The organism is Paraflavisolibacter caeni (genome assembly GCF_025628885.1).
Lineage (GTDB): Bacteria > Bacteroidota > Bacteroidia > Chitinophagales > Chitinophagaceae > Flavisolibacter > Flavisolibacter caeni.
In genome coordinates this window covers 115218-133134 of the sequence record NZ_JAOTIF010000013.1, presented here as the reverse complement: position 1 = coordinate 133134, position 17917 = coordinate 115218, and the positions used below count along the sequence as shown (strand labels likewise).

Annotated in this window: 13 protein-coding genes; 9 read left to right on the top strand and 4 right to left on the bottom strand. The window is 41.7% G+C overall.

The window, feature by feature from the left end:
- Positions 1–68 precede the first annotated feature (68 nt).
- On the top strand, positions 69–1118 hold the full coding sequence (locus tag OCK74_RS15935) for a WD40/YVTN/BNR-like repeat-containing protein (RefSeq protein ID WP_279298053.1): 1050 nt from the start codon (positions 69–71) through the stop codon (positions 1116–1118).
- 115 nt (positions 1119–1233) lie between these two features.
- Here OCK74_RS15935 and OCK74_RS15930 read toward each other — a convergent pair whose 3' ends face one another.
- The 3 genes from OCK74_RS15930 to smc form a co-directional block, all read right to left on the bottom strand.
- Positions 1234–1821: a peroxiredoxin family protein gene (locus OCK74_RS15930; protein ID WP_279298052.1), complete on the bottom strand. Its 588-nt coding sequence runs from the start codon at positions 1819–1821 to the stop codon at positions 1234–1236.
- A 100-nt stretch (positions 1822–1921) separates the two neighbouring features.
- Positions 1922–2251: a DMT family protein gene (locus OCK74_RS15925; RefSeq protein ID WP_279298051.1), complete on the bottom strand. Its 330-nt coding sequence runs from the start codon at positions 2249–2251 to the stop codon at positions 1922–1924.
- Between the two features lie 75 nt (positions 2252–2326).
- On the bottom strand, positions 2327–5854 hold the full coding sequence (gene smc / locus OCK74_RS15920; protein WP_279298050.1) for a chromosome segregation protein SMC: 3528 nt from the start codon (positions 5852–5854) through the stop codon (positions 2327–2329).
- Positions 5855–6013: 159 nt separating this feature from the next.
- Here smc and OCK74_RS15915 point away from each other — a divergent pair, with 159 nt between their 5' ends.
- Positions 6014–6796 (top strand): universal stress protein, encoded by a 783-nt coding sequence (locus OCK74_RS15915; protein WP_279298049.1) that lies wholly within the window; start codon positions 6014–6016, stop codon positions 6794–6796.
- A 79-nt stretch (positions 6797–6875) separates the two neighbouring features.
- On the top strand, positions 6876–7823 hold the full coding sequence (locus OCK74_RS15910) for an arginase (protein ID WP_279298048.1): 948 nt from the start codon (positions 6876–6878) through the stop codon (positions 7821–7823).
- Positions 7824–8089: 266 nt separating this feature from the next.
- Here the strand turns inward: OCK74_RS15910 and OCK74_RS15905 are convergent, their stop codons facing one another.
- Positions 8090–8344 carry a hypothetical protein gene (locus OCK74_RS15905; protein ID WP_279298047.1) on the bottom strand — a complete coding sequence of 85 codons (255 nt, stop codon included), beginning with the start codon at positions 8342–8344 and terminating at the stop codon, positions 8090–8092.
- Between the two features lie 156 nt (positions 8345–8500).
- Here OCK74_RS15905 and OCK74_RS15900 point away from each other — a divergent pair, with 156 nt between their 5' ends.
- From OCK74_RS15900 to OCK74_RS15875, 6 genes are all read left to right on the top strand, one after another.
- Positions 8501–8824: an ArsR/SmtB family transcription factor gene (locus tag OCK74_RS15900; RefSeq protein ID WP_279298046.1), complete on the top strand. Its 324-nt coding sequence runs from the start codon at positions 8501–8503 to the stop codon at positions 8822–8824.
- 448 nt (positions 8825–9272) lie between these two features.
- Complete coding sequence (locus tag OCK74_RS15895) at positions 9273–12455, top strand: SusC/RagA family TonB-linked outer membrane protein (protein ID WP_279298045.1); 3183 nt, start codon at positions 9273–9275, stop codon at positions 12453–12455.
- A gap of 30 nt (positions 12456–12485) precedes the next feature.
- On the top strand, positions 12486–13931 hold the full coding sequence (locus tag OCK74_RS15890) for a RagB/SusD family nutrient uptake outer membrane protein (protein WP_279298044.1): 1446 nt from the start codon (positions 12486–12488) through the stop codon (positions 13929–13931).
- Positions 13932–14735: 804 nt separating this feature from the next.
- Positions 14736–15500: a DeoR/GlpR family DNA-binding transcription regulator gene (locus tag OCK74_RS15885; RefSeq protein WP_279298043.1), complete on the top strand. Its 765-nt coding sequence runs from the start codon at positions 14736–14738 to the stop codon at positions 15498–15500.
- A gap of 10 nt (positions 15501–15510) precedes the next feature.
- Complete coding sequence (locus OCK74_RS15880) at positions 15511–16968, top strand: L-fucose/L-arabinose isomerase family protein (protein ID WP_279298042.1); 1458 nt, start codon at positions 15511–15513, stop codon at positions 16966–16968.
- A 113-nt stretch (positions 16969–17081) separates the two neighbouring features.
- Positions 17082–17906 carry a transketolase gene (locus OCK74_RS15875; RefSeq protein ID WP_279298041.1) on the top strand — a complete coding sequence of 275 codons (825 nt, stop codon included), beginning with the start codon at positions 17082–17084 and terminating at the stop codon, positions 17904–17906.
- Positions 17907–17917: the final 11 nt, after the last annotated feature.

Sequence of the window (17917 nt, the reverse complement as noted above, 5' to 3'; positions counted from 1 at the left end):
AAGTGGAACGCCCTACCCTTTATCAAATATTTAAAGAAGAGATTGGGAAGTCTTAACTTTCAGCCACTATGAAACAGCTACTTTACCTCCTTTTTTTCGTTTTTCTTGCTTTCACTTCTTATTCACAAATCAAAGTTCCTAAAGTCGAAATCATTACACAGGGCACAAAAACCAGCCTTCGTGGGCTAAGCGTTGTAAACGACAGGGTAATCTGGGTAAGCGGCAGCAATGGCACGGTCGGGAAAAGTACAGACGGCGGTAAAACATGGAAATGGGTGGCTGTAAATGGGTTTGAAAAAAGGGACTTTAGGGACATCCATGCTTTTGACGCCACTACAGCTGTAGTGATTGCCATTGACGCCCCAGCCTTTATTTTGAGAACAGTGGATGGAGGACAAACCTGGAAAACTGTATATCAAAACAATACAAAGGGAATGTTCCTGGATGCGCTTGAATTCTGGAACGAACAAGCGGGCATTGCGATCGGTGACCCTATTGATGGTAAAATATTTATTGCCCGCACTTTCGACGGCGGTGATAGCTGGATGGAAATCCCTGATCAATATAAACCACGGGCCGACAGTGGGGAGTCTTTTTTTGCTGCCAGTGGAACGAACATAGCAGTATTGGATAAGGATGAAGCGGTATTTGTATCTGGTGGCATTCGCTCAAGGATTTTCATACGCGACCAGGTGATGGATCTTCCCGTTATCCAGGGAAAACAGACCACGGGTGCTAATTCGGTGGCTGTAATGGATGCCAACAAGCGCAAAGGTGGTAAAACTTTAATGGTAGTTGGCGGCGATTTTAATGATCCGGCGTCCGACTCCCTAAATTGTTTTTTCTCAAAGGATCGAGGCAGGAGCTGGATGGCTCCAAAAGAGCCTCCGCATGGTTATAGGAGCTGTGTAATATATTTATCCGAAACCCGCCTCATCTCCTGTGGGCTTACCGGTGTAGATTATTCTTATGACGGAGGCAATCACTGGCAGCTGATTAGCAAAGAGGGGTTTCATGCCTGCGGCAATGCCCGGAACGGAGCTTCCATTTTTTTAGTCGGTGGCGGAGGGAAGGTTGGAAAAATTGCTTTCGACCCCAATGACAAAAAGTTCAAATAAAGTACGCTCAGAACGCTGATTTATTGGGATAGAAAAATGACGAATGAGCAAAGGCCTCTTCAACCCGTACCAATTCGTCATTCAAACTTGTCCACCTTTGGCGGATTCGAAACATTTACTTGAGTTCTTGCAACACTTCCCTCACCCATGGTCTTTTGCGAGGGTCTGTTTCAAAAAATCGGGTGGTTACAGTCCCTTCTTTATTAATAATGTAAACAGCCGGAATTGGTAAAAAAGCTTTCAGTTTTTGATTGTTTACAGCTAACAGGTCATTACCAAAGCTTTTCTGTCTGTTGAGGGTTCTTTCGTCCACTTCATATGCTACCTGGTAGGCTTTGGATACCTTCATTTCTTCATCATAAAGGATTGGGAAAACCGCTTTGGTCTTTTCAATGGTTTTGGAAATACCTTCAGAGGCTTCCGGCGTGATCGCAATCACCTTGGCACCTTTGTCTGTAATGAACTGTAAAGAATCCTGGAAACGTAACAGCTCCTTGTTACAATATGGCGACCAGTTGCCTTGGTAAAAGATCATTACAACCTGGCCCTTTTTGCGCAATTCCTTTAAGCTTATATCCACCCCGCTCTGGTCTTGAAGTTTAAATTCCGGTGCCTTGGAGTTAATAAATAGGCCTTCGGGTTTTTCTTGGGCAAATATGGAAAATGTGATCAGTAAGAAAAAGAAAGAAAAGAAAGTTTTCATATCGATAAGTTCGTCTTCAAAAATAATTTTTCTTATTCTTAAAATTGCTCTTTTAGAGCCAATTAACAGATTTCTTGCTTTTACAGTTTTAAAGTAAAAGCTATTTCTTAAACATGAAATAAACCGCGCCAAGCAGCAGGCCGAAACTGATCAAATAATTCAAACGGAAGGGCTCTCCCAAAGCCCATACTGCGAATACACTGAATACCACCAGTGTAATGACTTCCTGGATCATTTTTAACTGGAAAGCACTGAACCCTCCTGTAAATCCATAGCGATTAGCAGGTACCATCAGGCAATATTCAAAAAAAGCAATGAACCAGCTGAATGCAATTGCTTTCCAAAGAGGCCAGCCTGTATGTTTAAGGTGGTAGTACCAGGCAAACGTCATAAATACATTAGATACCAGTAAAAGAACAATTGTCCTCATCTTCCAAATTTTAAATAATGCCTAAGCATCGATCAGTACATTCTATTAAAGAAACACCTAATCCTGGTTTAGAATTTAGTTCGCCAAACTCCTGAAATCCACTGGCACAAGCTTACTTACACCAGGTTCCTGCATCGTAACACCATATATAACGTCAACCGTACTCATGGTCGTTTTATTGTGTGTTACGATGATGAACTGCGAGTTCTGGCTAAACTCACGGATCATTTTTGTGAACTTTCCTACATTGGCATCATCCAAGGGAGCATCCACCTCGTCCAGGATACAGAAAGGCGCTGGTTTGATGAGGTAAATAGCAAACAGGAGTGCTGTGGCAGTAAGGGTCCTTTCTCCTCCACTCAACTGGTTAATGCTACTGGGCCGCTTGCCTTTGGGCTTGGCAATAATATCTATACCTGTTTCAGCAAGATTGTCCTGGTTTTCGAGGATCAGGTCACACTGGTCATCTTCTGTAAACAGGGCTTTAAATACTTTCTGGAAGTTTTCCCGTACCTGGTTGAACGTATCCAGGAATTTCTGGTTGGCTGTCGACTCTACCTCGGCAATGGTTTGCATCAAACTTTGCTTGGCCTCCACCAGGTCGTTCTTTTGCTCCACAATGAAGTCGTAACGCTTCTTCATTTCCTCAAAAGCTTCAATGGCGGTAGGATTCACTTCCCCAAGGTTTTCCAGGCGTTTTTTCATTCTGTCCGATTTTTCCTGGAGTTCTTCAACCGGTGTTTCTGTTTCGCGCTCTTCATCCAGGATATCCTCCAGGTTGATCCTGAATTCAACATGGAGGCGCTCTTTCATACCGGCCAATTGCAGTTTTACCTCATTGAGCTTATCCTTGATCTCGCTCAGCAAGTGCTCTACCATTTCCTTTTCTTTTGTTTTATGGCGGAGTTCACTTTCCTTGGTATTCAACTGGTTACGTAAAATGTAATAAGCCTGGTCAGCTTCATTCAAAGCCGTTTGCTCTTCTTCTCTGCGGTGCATTAATTCATGCAGGCTTTCTTCAAATTCCGTCAGGTTAATGCCCGATTGAGCAATACTTTCTGAAGTTTCTGCCAATTGCTTTGAATTATTCTGAACCTGTGCATCCAGGTCTTTCAGTTGGTTGGTCTTAAACTGCAACTCCTGTTTCAAAGCGTTGAGTTTGCTTTGCTGGCGGGTTGCCTGAAGGTTCAGATTGTTGAATTGTTCATTTACTTCATTATACTGAACTTCAATGGTGCGGTATGCTGATTCCGACTTCTGCAATTGCTCTGAATTGTCCGCTAATTGCTGGTTTAGTGTCGTTAAGTCATGGCGTACAGATTCTATAGAAGTATGGGACTGGTCCAGTTGGTCCTCCAGGTCTTCCAGTCTTCTGCGGGACTGCGCCTGGGTCTGCTGAAGGTTTTCAATCTTGCTTTGTAGACCAAATACTTGGTTGTTCCACTGTTGTAATTCCCGTTCTGTCTCGCGGATCAGGTGCTCTTTGAGATTGGAATTAAGATCAATAACTTCCTGGTGCCTCAGTTTGATTTGCTCATTATAATCATCTACAATGGCTTGTTGGGCTATGATCTGCTCACGCAGCTTTTCCAGGTTTTTGGCGCGACCAATCTTTTTGCCTTCAAATAAGCCTACGCTTCCTCCGGTAAGAGCATATTTCCCTTTTACATATTTGCCATGTTTTTCTAGGAGCACAGCATCGTGACTGGCTTCTAAAACCGACTCATCATCAGCAATATATACATTGCCAAGGAGCCGCTCAGCTAGGCTGCGGTATTGAGCATCCACTTCAATGACGTCGAGGGCTGCAATGGTGCCTGGTGGCTGGTGACCGTCTTTATTGAAGCCATTTCTATTGATTTCATCCAGCAGGAAAAAGTTGGCTTTCCCTTTTTTAGAAGCATCCAGCAGGTGAATTGCCTGCAGACCTTCTTGCAGGTTAGCTACAACATAATAGTTTAGGTAAGGTTCCAATACATTTTCCACGGCAGCCCTGTATTCCTCCTTCACATATATAATATCGGAAAGGATAGGGGATGTATGGTTCCAGCCGGGATTATTGTGTAAGAATTTTACGCTTTCCGGGTAGCCTTCCATTTTATCTACAAGGCTTTTCAGAAGGTCGTGCTCGTTCTTCTTGGCATCAAGCTTACGGTTCTCCTCGGCCAATTGGTGTCGCAAGTTTTCCAGGAGTGCCTGGGTCTCTGCTATTTGCTCCTTTGTATTTTGATAATGCTCCTGTAATTGTTCCAGTTCCAGTTGCTTTTCTGCCAGTTGTTTTTCTTTCGAGGCCTTTTCCATTTCGAGGAGCTGGATCTGCTGGTCGCGGGCTTCGCGTTCTTCTTCCAACTGGAAAATGGCGCGTTGCACATTTTGAATGGAGGTGTCCGCAACAGCTACTTTCTTCTCCGCATCAAATTGGTCGCGCTGTACCTGTTGGTGGGCCGTACGAAGGTTGTTCAGGGTAGAGCGGTTCTCGTCAGCAATCTTGCGTTTGGCATCAACAGCGGTTCTCAGTTCTTCCAATTGTGCAGTCAAATCGTTCAAAGACTCTTCTTCATCCGCTATCTGCTGTTGTGTAAAACTGATGCTCTCCTGTATGCCTGCACTTTGTCCTGCTGCCTTCTGCAGGAATGCAGCCAACCCTGTTTCCCTTTCCTTGAGGTGTTCCAGCCGCTGGGAAGCCAGGTTTTTTTCATTTTCTTTGGTACGAACCTGCTGTACCAGCTCGTTAAAACTCAACTGCTTGTCATGAAGCGCCTTTTCTTTTTCTATGAACCCGGCTTTTTCTTCTTCCAGTGCGGCCTCTGAGGTTGCAATTTCCGACTCAAGAACTATACGTTGATCAGTTTCTTTATCGTGTTTTTCGTTTAAATCTTTATAGGTAAGGTTAAAGCCTTCAAGGGAAGCCTTTGCCAGTTCAATACTAATATCACGGTAATCTTTCTTGATCTCGTAGTATTTCTGGGCTTTTTTGGCCTGGTTTTCCAGGGTTTTAAGCTGGTTGTTGATCTCAAAAAGTAAATCCTCTATACGGGCAAGATCTTGTTCAGTTGCATCCAGCTTTTGCTTGGCTTCCTTTTTCCTTGTTTTATAGATACTGATACCTGCAGCCTGTTCCAGCATGCGGCGGCGGCTGTTTTCCTTGTCCTTAATCAGGTCGTCCACCATCCCAAGCTCAATAATAGCATAGCTGTCCGTTGAGACACCCGTATCCATAAAAAGATTTTGGATGTCTTTCAATCGGCATTGCACATCATTTAGACGGTATTCACTTTCTCCACTTTTGAAAAACTTCCGGGTGATCGTTACAGTATTAAACTCTGTAGGTAAAAGGTTCCTTGTATTTTCAAAAGTAAGACTCACCTCTGCAAGGCCGCTGGCATTACGGGTTTTAGAGCCGTTAAATACAAGGCTTTCTAGGTTTTCGGAGCGCAAGTGGCTGATCTTTTGCTCGCCGATTACCCAGCGTATGCTATCAACAATATTACTTTTGCCGCAACCATTGGGTCCGACAATTCCGGTAATATTTTCATCAAAGTTGACAAGGGTTTTATCAGCAAAGCTTTTGAACCCTTTGATTTCTAAAGATTTCAGTCGCACTTATTAGTAATAATTTTAACGGGCAAAGATAACAGTTTGGAAATTTGGGAATTTTATTTTATGAAACAGCAAACTGTTAACGATTTTAACAATAAACCCGTTTAGTAAATTCCTTTTTCCGCATTATCTTAACATAAATTACTAAAACCACAAATTCCTATGACCGTCATTGTACCCACCGACTTTTCTACCACCGCCAATAATGCTGCTTTTTATACAGCTAAAATGTTGACCGGCAATTATGATACAATATTGGTCTTATTCCATGTGTATTCCGACCCTGATGAAAAAGATGAAGTGATTGAATACCTGCATCAGCTTAAGGACGAAATACTGTCTGTAGGTATTGTTAAGATAGAATGCCGTTGGCAGGAAAGCGACGATTTTATTGAGAGCCTGAGCCGCTTGGTCCGGCATTTAGATGCCCGTTTGGTGGTCATGGGTATTAGCGGAAAAAATAAACTGGAACAAGTGCTTTTTGGGAGCAACACCCTGAAAATGGTAGAGAGAAATGTCTGTCCTGTCTTGATTGTTCCACCCTCAGCCCGGTTTTCTGAAGTTAAAAATGTAGCGCTTACCTACGATTATAAAGACGAGCAAACCAGTCTGCCCCTGGAACCTATAAAAAATATACTAAGGCTTTGCAGGCCCACCCTGCACATCGTTAATGTAAACAGTGAACATTATGTGTCATTAACAGAGGAATACCTGGAAAAAAGAGAACGCTTATTGGAATTGTTTAAAGAGTTTAACCCTGAGTTTTACTTTATAGGCACCTTTGATGTGGAAGATACGATCCTCACATTTGTTAGGGATAAAAACATAGACTTGCTGATTACAATTCCCCGGCACCATTCTTTGCTGAACAGTGTCTTCAAAGGTAGCACTACGAAAAGGCTTGCCTTTGAAAGTTCCATACCTATTTTAGCTGCGCATGAATAATGTAGTTAGATTTACAATATACAATTTGCAGTGTGCGATAAACCGTAAATTGTATATTGTAAATTGAATTTCACCTTGCATGAAGAACATTAAGCTGATTGAAGTGCCATCTGAAGTAGGTGCGGGAACGCGAGGCGCAAGCCTTGGGATTGATGCAATTAAAATTGCAGCTTTAGATTTTATGAGCAGTTTTTTTATCCATTTCCCTTCCGAAAAAATACAGCATGAAAATAAACTCTTATTTGAACCCATAGAATCGCCATATGCTAAACGCATCAAAGGCGTAATTACTATGTGCGAAAAAGTGAGTAAAGCAGTTGCTGAGACCATTAAAAGTAATTTCTTCCCAGTCATCCTTAGTGGGGATCATAGTAATGCAGCCGGATCTATTGCTGGTGTTAAAATAGCAAAGCCTCAAAGCAAGCTGGGGGTGATTTGGATCGATGCTCATGCCGATCTTCATACTCCATATACCACTCCTTCCGGAAATATGCATGGCATGCCACTGGCTGCAACCATAGGTGAAGACAATAAAGAATCTTCGGTGCACGACCTGGATTCTGATATTACAAAATGTTGGAGCAGTTTGAAAAATATTGGTAAAATATCTCCTAAAGTACTGCCTGAAGATATTGTATTGGTCTCTTTACGTGATTATGAAAAAGAAGAAAAGCATTTGATTGATAAATACGACATCAAAGTCATTACTACCAAAGAAGTGCGCAATAAAGGTGTAGAACAGGTGATTCGCCAAATTACACGCTACCTTAGCGACTGTACTGATATTTATGTTTCTTTTGATGTAGATAGCCTTGATCCTACGATTAGTAAAGGAACTGGTACACCTGTAAGCAATGGCTTAAGAGAAAGAGAGGCCGAAGACCTGGTAAGTAAACTAATGCAGAACCGAAAAGTTTGTTGCCTGGAAATAACTGAAGTGAACCCGACACTCGATAAAGAAAACCTTATGGCGGAAATTGCCTTTAATATCTTACAAAGAAGTGTAAATGTATTGCTGATGAGTTAAAAAGCTTCTGTTTAATGCACAGGAAGCCCGCATAGAAATGCAGGCAACCCTTAATGACAAATAGTACGTGTCAAACGTACAATTATTTTGGGTGTACCGCTAATCAATTTTTATCAATTTTTGGTATTATTTTATCAATTTTCGATACTTTTTTCAAGTATGAATAATTTCAATGATGAGCTTATTTTAAAAAATGATACTTGGATCAGCCTTGTGTTGAAGAGAATTTACTGTTTTATGATATGAGTTGAATGGAAAAATTGAATCTATTGTGATACATGTAGTTCTGAAATATCAATTTTTGAGAGATAAGGATCTAGTAATCCTACATTTTCAAATGCTCTGAACTTGTGCACTTTTTTTGATTTAATGCTATAGAGCACTTCCACGTAAAACCCTTCTACCTGGTATAAAAACACTAGGTAAAACAGCAAGTCCCTTTTCCCGATCAACACACCCTCATCAACTAAAGCGGTTGCTTTCTGATGATCATCGAGGATTTTAAAATCGTGAATAGTCATAAAAACAAGATAATAAACTGGCGTGTAAAATGCAATAGGCAAAAAAGATTGATGCTGCTGAGATTAAAATCTCATTAGAATTCCTTATATATGATGATTTGCCAGCATGAAACAATGATACATGATTACTTTTATGTAAATATAATCTCTACTGCTATGGTACAAACCTTATCACCAGAAGTAAGTCCATTACTTATTAATGAAATGCAGATCAGAAAGGCCAGGCTGCTGTTAAGAGCCATTGACCATGAGCTTAGGCAGCAAATATTGAACTATATTAATGAGCAAGGCCGGACTTCTGTAACCAATATTTATTCAACGCTGAAGTTGGAGCAATCTGTAGCCTCTCAGCACCTGGCTATTTTAAGAAAAGCTGGTTGCGTAAACACAATAAGAAATGGAAAACAGATACATTATAGTGTCAATTATTCCAGGCTACAAGAGTTACAAACCATTATAGAAGACTTCCTGGGTAAATAATCAAGATATTTTTTAATAAATAGCCCATTGCTTCAACAGGTAAAGGGCTATTTATTTTTGTATTTTCTTCTATTAATTTCTTTTCTTTTTCTTCCTCGAAGTACCGAGGTGCGCAATTATGGGAACTTATCTTGCCTTTCCCATAGCCCCGATTCCCTCAATAATCTCGGAAGTTATTGTTTGATAATCAAATACTAGCGCTAATTTCTTTCCTTTATTTTCTAAAATTTTCGAAAAATATTTTTTTTAAACCAAAATGTGCTTTAACTTTTCAAAACGAAAAACAACGAAAATGATTGCACTGAAAGACAAAACTCCAGCCCTTCAAGATTTTCGAACACAAATAGTCATTCCATAATTCAATCTGGTTTATTTCAATTTTTTAGTAGCCATTTTCAAAAGAAAAAGGGTGTAGTTAAACTATGCTCATTAAACAAAAAGTTGTCATATGAAACAATGTCTTCTCTTCTTTTTTGCCATGCTATTGATTACGGCAGTTCATGCGCAATCACGTCAGATTCAAGGGCGTGTTACAAATTCTGAAAACGGGGAAACGATGACCGGTGTAAGTGTCAAGGTAAAAGGGGGTAACCAGGGTACCTCCACCGGCGCAGATGGTCGGTTTTCCATCAACGTGCCTGGTAATGAATCTGTTTTAATTTTTTCTTTCGTGGGTTTCAAGGAGGTGGAAGTGGCTGTGGGTAAGCAAGTGGAGCTTGCCATCAACCTGAGCACAGATTCAAAAGCCATGGAAAACGTTGTAGTGATTGGTTACGGTACCCAAAAGAAACGTGCCGTTACAGGTGCGGTTGTTTCGGTGGGATATGATGAGTTTAAGGACCGTTCTTTTTCTAACGTAGCACAATCTCTGGCAGGTACAGTTCCGGGGGTCCAGATTGCTTCATCTCAGGGCGCTCCTGGTTTCGGCCCTACCATCAAAATTCGGGGTAACAGTTCGATTACCGCTGGAACTACACCATTATATGTAGTGGATGGAATGGCATTGGAAAACTTTGATCTGAACCAGATCAATCCGCAGGATATTCAGTCTGTTGAGATTTTGAAAGATGCAGCTTCTTCTGCAATTTATGGCTCCCGGGGAGCCAACGGTGTGATCATTGTTACTACCAAACTGGGCAAGGCGGGTAAAACACAGGTAAATGTTGCCTATGAGCAAGGAATCAGCAAAGTGACTCGCAAGGTGGATATGATGGATGCGCAGGAGTGGATTAAATATTACATTGATGCCAGGAATAATGCATGGGTTTTATTGGATCCTGTGAACAATAAACCTACTGATGATAATGCTAAACGGTCTCTGGTTAGTGGTGCAAAAAACTATATGATCCCTGACGATTTTCTGACAAATCCTGCGCAGTTTGGCAAAGGCACTGACTGGCAGGATGTAATGTACCAGACAGCACCAATGTCCAATGCTCAGGTATCGTTAAATGGAGGTACAGATAAAACCAGTTACCTCTTTTCTGTGGGCTATCTGGATCAAAAAGCCGTGTTGATTGAAAATTTTTATAAACGCCTTTCCCTGCGTTCCAATATCAGGCAAAAAATATCAGATCGGGTAACAGCTGGTTTAAACATTGCTTTTACTGGGACAAATGACCGTACCGACGGAACCTCTGGTAAAAGTGATGTAGTGAGCCTGGGATTGCAAAGTGATCCTATTTTCCCGGAATACAATGAAAATGGATATCTTGGCTTTTTAGATCCTAATTCTACCTGGAAACGTTTTCAAACATTTGGCGTGCAATTATGGAGCCCGCATTCCTTGATTTCCTATGCCGACAAATTAAACAAGACATATAATACGCTGGCAAATGCTTACCTGGAAGTTAAGCCTATCAAGGATCTTACCCTGCGTGCCAGCGGTAACGGAAACGTGACCAATACTAATAACAACTGGTATTGGGAAGCTGGCCAGGGTTACGGTTATTCAAGTGTGTTGCCTGCACAGGCGTCTGTAAAAACTACTTCAAACCTGAACTGGCTTGCTGAATTTACTGCTACTTACAATAAAACATTTGGTGATCATACGTTGGGTGCTGTTGCCGGTTATAGTTCACAAAAGAACAGGTTTGAAAACACCGCCATCAATGGGACTGATTTCCCCAACGACCTGGTTCGAACAATCAATGCTGCAGGTACCATTACCAAACCAGCCAATGCAAATTTCGCCGAAGAATGGTCATTGCTTTCCATGCTAGGCAGGGTGAGCTATGGATTTAAAAACAGGTATTTCATGAATGCTACGCTGCGTCGTGATGGTAGTTCAAGGTTTGGTGAAGATTCCAAGTGGGGTACTTTCCCTTCCGTTTCTGCTGCCTGGCTGGTTTCCGATGAAGGCTTCATGCGCAATATGGCGGCCATCAATACCTTAAAACTCAGGGTGAGCTATGGACAAACAGGTAACAACCTGATCCCAAATTATGGCTCCATTTCTTTGCTGGGTACTTCCCGTTATGTGAACGGTACTTCAGTTGTAAACGGTTTGCGTACGATATCTATCTCCAATCCTGGTCTTAAATGGGAAAAAACAGGCCAGTATAACATAGGTGCCGACCTGGCTTTATTAAAAAACCGGATCAATATTACCATAGATGCCTATAAGTCTGTAACAAAAGACATGTTGTTGAACGTACCTGTGCCTGCTTATACTGGTTTTACAACGCAATTGACCAATATTGGCAGCATGGAAAACAAGGGTTTTGAATTCGGCCTGTCCACAAAAAATATTGATGGCGGGGCTTTTACCTGGAGTACTGATTTCAATTTATCAATCAATAGGAATAAAGTATTGAAATTAGGGCCTAACAATGCGCCTATTGAAATAGATGAATGGGGTTATTTCGTAACAGAAGTAGGTCAGCCCATATCCAATTACAAAGGATATATTTTTGATGGTATCTACAACAACCAAAGCGAGGTTGATAAATCCATACATTATGCCGGTGCGGCACCTGGTGATCCAATCATCCGGGATGTGAACGGTGATAAAAAGATTGACATCAATGACCGTACTATTTTAGGTAATATCCAGCCCGACTTTACCGCAGGTCTTACCAATACACTTCGTTATAAAGGCTTTGAATTCTCCTTTATGCTGCAAGGCGTGTTTGGTAGTGAGATATGGAATCAGCAGACCCGTTTCAGCAAGTTCTGGAACGATAGCCGTAATTCCTATGCTTCTGTAACAAACTATTGGAAATCCGAACAGGAACCCGGCGATGGCAAAACATTTAAACCTTATGCCACTTATTCTGCCAACGCTCAAGGTAAAGCCGCTTTTATACAAGGATACTCTAACTATTGGATGGAGGATGGCACCTTCGTAAGAATTAAAAACTTGAGAGCCTCTTATTCTTTGCCAAACTCTGTTCTTAAAAAGACTCCTATTAAAAATGTGCGGGTATATGCTAATGCAGAAAACGTATATGTGTTCAGCGATTATGTGGGTTATGATCCGGAAAACAGTACCTATTCTGTCGGCACTTCTTCTGTACCAGGTGCTAACGGTGGCAATTCAAGCAATCCTCCGGGCTTGTTACTAGGGGCCGACTACGGAGCTTATCCGATTCCTTTAATTGTAACCTTCGGCGTTAAGATGGATTTCTAAAATTGTCCACGAACTTAAAAAGTTAGTAAAATGAAATATTCTAAAATAGCATATATACTCGCATTATTGGTACTAATAAGCAGTTGCAAAAAATCATTTCTTGAGTTAAGCCCTATATCTAACGCTAATACAAATGCAGTCTTTAAGACCAAGAGCGACTTTGACCTGGCTACCAATGCTGCTTACGCAACTTTATATACAATTTACGCACCCAAGGGGGCTATGTCGTTTACCGGTGAATTAATGTCTGATAATGCTACTGTCTCCACCTTGGCTATTTCTGGTTCGTTTACCATTGTGGATCAGCAGGCATTCCGCGATTATACCGTTGCGTCAAACAATACAGGTGTTTATCAGTTTTGGGTTGATTATTATACCTCCATGTACCAGATAAATATTGTATTGGATAAAATAGTAGATGCTGACCTGGATGATGCATATAAAAAACAAATCATCGCCGAGATGAAATTTTTGAGGGGATTGTATTATTTCAACTTGGTTCAGTTATATGGCGATGTGCCGCTGGTTACAAAACCGATCATTGGCGAGGAGGCTTATGCTATGAAGCGGACTCCTAAGGCAGATGTGTATAATTTTATTGTAGAGGAATTAAAGGCGGCAGCTACTGATCTAACAGAGCCAAGCAGTGAGCCTGCCAAAGGAAGAGCGACCAAAGGTGCGGCTAAATCATTGTTGGGTAAAGTATATCTTACAATGGGTGATAAAGCCAAGGCTGCGCAAATCTTGAAGGAAGTGGTAGACAGTTATGGTGGTTCTAAATACGACTTGTTGCCTTCTTTCACTTCCTTATGGGGAAATACAACAGCCCAAAAAAACACTAAAGAGTCGATTTTTGAAATTCAATACCTGGGTGGTGCTGCCAATCCTTACAGTTCTTTCTGGCCAGCTTTTGCGCCTTTTGAAAATTTTTCCATTACAAAATATGGCGGTGGAATGAATATGGTGACGGATGATTTATACAATGAATATGAGGATGGTGACACGCGCAAGGATGCGTCTTTTTATACTGGTTATACTAAAGGCGGTGTTTTTGTTCCTATCAAGTTCAATAAAAAATGGGTGGACCTTACGGCGCCGCTTGATGGAGGAGCAGAAGCCTGCAACAATAATTTCATAGTACTGCGTTACGCTGATGTGTTGTTGCTGCTTACCGAGGCTACCGGCGATCCGCAATACATGAACAGGGTAAGGGCAAGAGCTGGACTTCCGCTTTTTGGTTCAGCCGGATATCCTGCCGTCAAATACCCAACAATTGATCTTGCCGTTGAACATGAACGACGCATGGAGTTTGCCCTTGAATATCAACGTTGGTTCGATTTAAAAAGAACAGGTCGTGCAGTCGCTGTACTTACTGCAAAAGGAAAAGCAGTGAATGCTAATAAATTATTACTGCCCGTGCCACAATATTCACTGAACCAGAATCCCAACCTGGCACCACAAAATCCTGGTTATTAGTACTAAGTTGATTTTTATTTAAGCAGCAACCCGGTTTATAACCAATTAAGGTTATAAACCGGGTTTTTCCTTTCTCGCCACCTCACCAACCAAACGCCTCAACACCATATTCCTCATCCTTCCGCCTCCTGATTCATCCAAATCAGCATAGCTCTTTTCTCCTTCGTTTCACCCAACCTCAGTTTTATATTTACATTTTAGATACTACTTTTCTCATTTCCACCCCAACCTTACAGAGACCTTATAGAGATGTTATAGAGATGTTATAGAGACCTTACTCCATAGATACTCCGGTGTTACTCCCTGTCTACCCCGTACTAACTCCATATCAAAGCCATAGCTGCTCTACTAGTTTGGTATTTGTTTACCTCAGCATCACTAAATTCCCAAATCCGAAATCCCCCAAATCTCCCCTCTTTTACATAGCTGGAGTAGGTTTGGTGTATAGATCAAGCACTCATCAAGCACACTTCAAGTATACTTAGTGCACGAAACAGATTTTGACCCCTCCCTTCCTCTTGACCCTGAATCCATACCTGAGCCGTACCTGAGCCGTACTTGAGCCGTACCTTAGCCGTATCATAGCCGTACTTGAGCCTAGAAACCATTTTTCACCCAACCCATACCCTAATATCCTTATATCATTCCCTTTCTCCCATTCTTCATTCAAACTTGTCCGCCTCTGGTAGATTCGAATCATTTGTTGTTCCTATTTTTTACTATTTTTTTCTTTTATTTTCGATTTTATTGGGTTATTTCATAGAATATTATTATTTTTAAACAAAAAAGAAACTACTTGGATTTATGATTCCAAATCAAAGGCGGGAGAAAATCTATGAATTAATAAAGGAAGATGGTTCCGCCAAGGTCATTGACCTTGCAAGAATCTTCAAGGTAACTGAAGTGACCATTCGCCAGGATCTTGAAAAGTTGGAAAGGGATGGTCTAGTGATAAAGGAGCACGGAGGCGCTTTTCTAAAAAATATTAAGGATCAGGTGCAGGCATTTTCTCTGGCTAATCAGGAGAATATGGAAAAGAAGGAGTTGATAGCAAGCAAATGCCTGGAATACATTGAGAGTGGCGATACGATCATCTTGGATTCTGGTACTACCACTACAGAGATTGCAAAGAAATTGAAGGGTTTCAAAAACCTGACAGTACTAACGAATGCTTTAAATATTGCCTTGCTCTTGGGTGCAGAACCAGGTATTGAAGTCATTGTAACTGGCGGGGAATTCAAGCCTCCAACTTTGTCCCTTACTGGCCAGAAAGCGGCCGACTTTTTCAAGGGCATTAATGTGCAGAAGTTATTCCTGGCTACAGCAGGTATTTCTCTGAAGGCTGGTCTTACTTACCCAAGTATCAGTGACTTGGTGGTTAAAAAGGCAATGATTGATGCAGCCGATACCACTTTCTTGGTTGCCGATTCCACTAAGATTGGTAAGAGTGCTTTTGCCAGCCTCGGGGCTTTATCATTGATCGATTACATTATTACTGATGCTGCTATTGAGGATAAATTCAAGCAGGTGTTTAAAGACCATGAAATTGAGTTGATCATAGCAGGCTAAAGACTCAAATATGCTAAAAAAGAACAACGAAAAAATTACACTGGGTGTTATAATCGGAAACAGGGATTTTTTCCCTGATAGACTGGTGGGAGAGTGCCGTTCCGACCTTTTGGAAGCTTTTGCCAAAACTGGTATCAAACCAATAATGCTCGAAGAAAGCGCTACTAAACTGGGTGGTGTGGAAACATACCAGGAGGCCCAAAAATGTGCTGCATTGTTCAGAACATTCGCTGATGAAATCATGGGTATTCTGGTAGTGCTACCCAACTTTGGCGATGAGAAAGGCGTAGCTGATACGATAAAACTTGCAGGACTGGACGTGCCTGTATTGGTACAAGCCTACCCTGATGATTTAAATAAACTGGATGTAGCCCGTAGAAGGGATGCTTGGTGTGGTAAGATTTCCGTATGCAATAATTTTTACCAGTACGGGATCAAGTTTTCTCTCACAACAAAACATGTAGTGCATCCTTCAGATCCCGGTTTCCTCAAGGATCTTTCTGACTTTGCCGCTACCTGCCGCGTGGTTAGAGGATTGAAAAAAGTGCGTATTGGAGCTGTGGGTGCCCGCCCTGGTGCCTTTAATACAGTGAGATATAGTGAAAAGATATTACAGCGCAATGGCATTTCTGTAGTTACTGTAGATCTATCGCAAATCCTGGGGCATGCTAATAAGCTTTCCCTTGCTGATAAAACAGTTGTGGAAAGAATGGAGAAAATAAAAAGTTATGCTCCTTCAGGCCGTACGCCGCACGAGAAGCTGGTCCAGATTGCAAAATTGGATGTGGCGCTTAATTCCTTTATGGATGAATACGCCTTGGATGCAACTGCTATCCAGTGCTGGACCTCATTGCAGCAAAACTATGGCTGTAATGTATGTACCAGCATGAGCATCATGAGCGAGAATATGCTTCCCAGTGCCTGCGAAGTAGATGTAACTGGCACTTTAAGCATGTATGCGATGCAGTTAGCTTCAGGTTCGCCAAGTGCTTTGGTGGATTGGAATAACAACTATGCAAATGATGATGAAAAATGTGTTTTATTCCACTGTGGTAACTGGGCTAAATCATTTCTGCCCGACATTGAAATCAGCACTGCTCCAATTTTGGGCACAACCATAGGTGAAGAAAATACTTATGGAGCATTGGCAGGCCGCACCCCGGCATCGCCGCTTACTTATGGACGAATCAGCACGGATGATCCTAAAGGCATTATCAAAGCATATATAGGCGAAGGCGCATTAACCGATGACGAATTGAACACTTTTGGAACCAGGGCTGTTGCGAAGATTCCAAACTTGCAAAGATTGATGCAGTTTGTTTGTCGCAATGGTTTTGAGCACCATGTAGTCATGAATGCTTCCAACACCGCAGGTATTTTAAAAGAAGCTCTTGGGAATTATATGGGATGGGATGTATATCATCACAATTCCGCGCCTGATCCATTGACGGTAGGGAACTTCAATTGAGCATGTCCACAACAACAATAATTCTAAATAAGTAAATAATATTAAATCCTTTTCCCTGAAAGAGGAGTGTGTATAGGCTCCCCTTTAGGGGGTGGGGGTGTGGGGGATTTTCTATGACGGAAAAAGAATTAGCACAGAAATCAGTTGCCTACCGCAAAAGCATATTGAAGTATATAGTAGGCGCCCAGGCTGGTCATACAGGGGGAAGTTTATCCTGCATTGATATCTTAAATGTATTATACAACTGCGTTTTAAATGTGGATCCCGGAAACTTTACCTCTCCGGATAGGGACCGCTATATCCAGAGTAAAGGACACTGTGTGGAAGCTCTGTTTGTAGTATTGGCTGATAAAGGCTTTTTCCCTTATTCAGATCTGGAAACAATGTGCAGATACAAGTCTCATTACATTGGTCATCCTACCAGAAAGGTAAAAGGTATTGAGCAAAATACCGGTGCCTTGGGTCATGGCTTGCCCATCTCAGTCGGAACCGCTTTGGCGGCCAAGATGGATGCAAAAAAATACCGCGTTTTTACCCTTTTGGGGGATGGTGAATTACCTGAAGGTTCTAATTGGGAGGCCGCTTTGTGTGCTGCTCATTACAAGCTGGATAATCTTTGCGCCATTATAGATTATAACAAGTTACAGATCTCCGGACGCACTGCTGATGTATGCAATACAGATCCCATTGACAGGAAATTTGAAAGTTTTGGCTGGGAAGTGAGACACGTCGACGGGCATAATATCAAAGAACTGAAAGAAACTTTTGATGCCCTTCCTTTTGCGCAGGGGAAACCAAGTCTGATCGTCGCACATACAGTGAAAGGGAAAGGCGTCAGTTACATGGAGAATGGCCTCAAATGGCATCATGGTGTTCCTGGTAAAGAGCAATATGCATTTGCCATTGAAGAATTGGATAGAGTGATGGCTGCACTATAAAAACATCATCA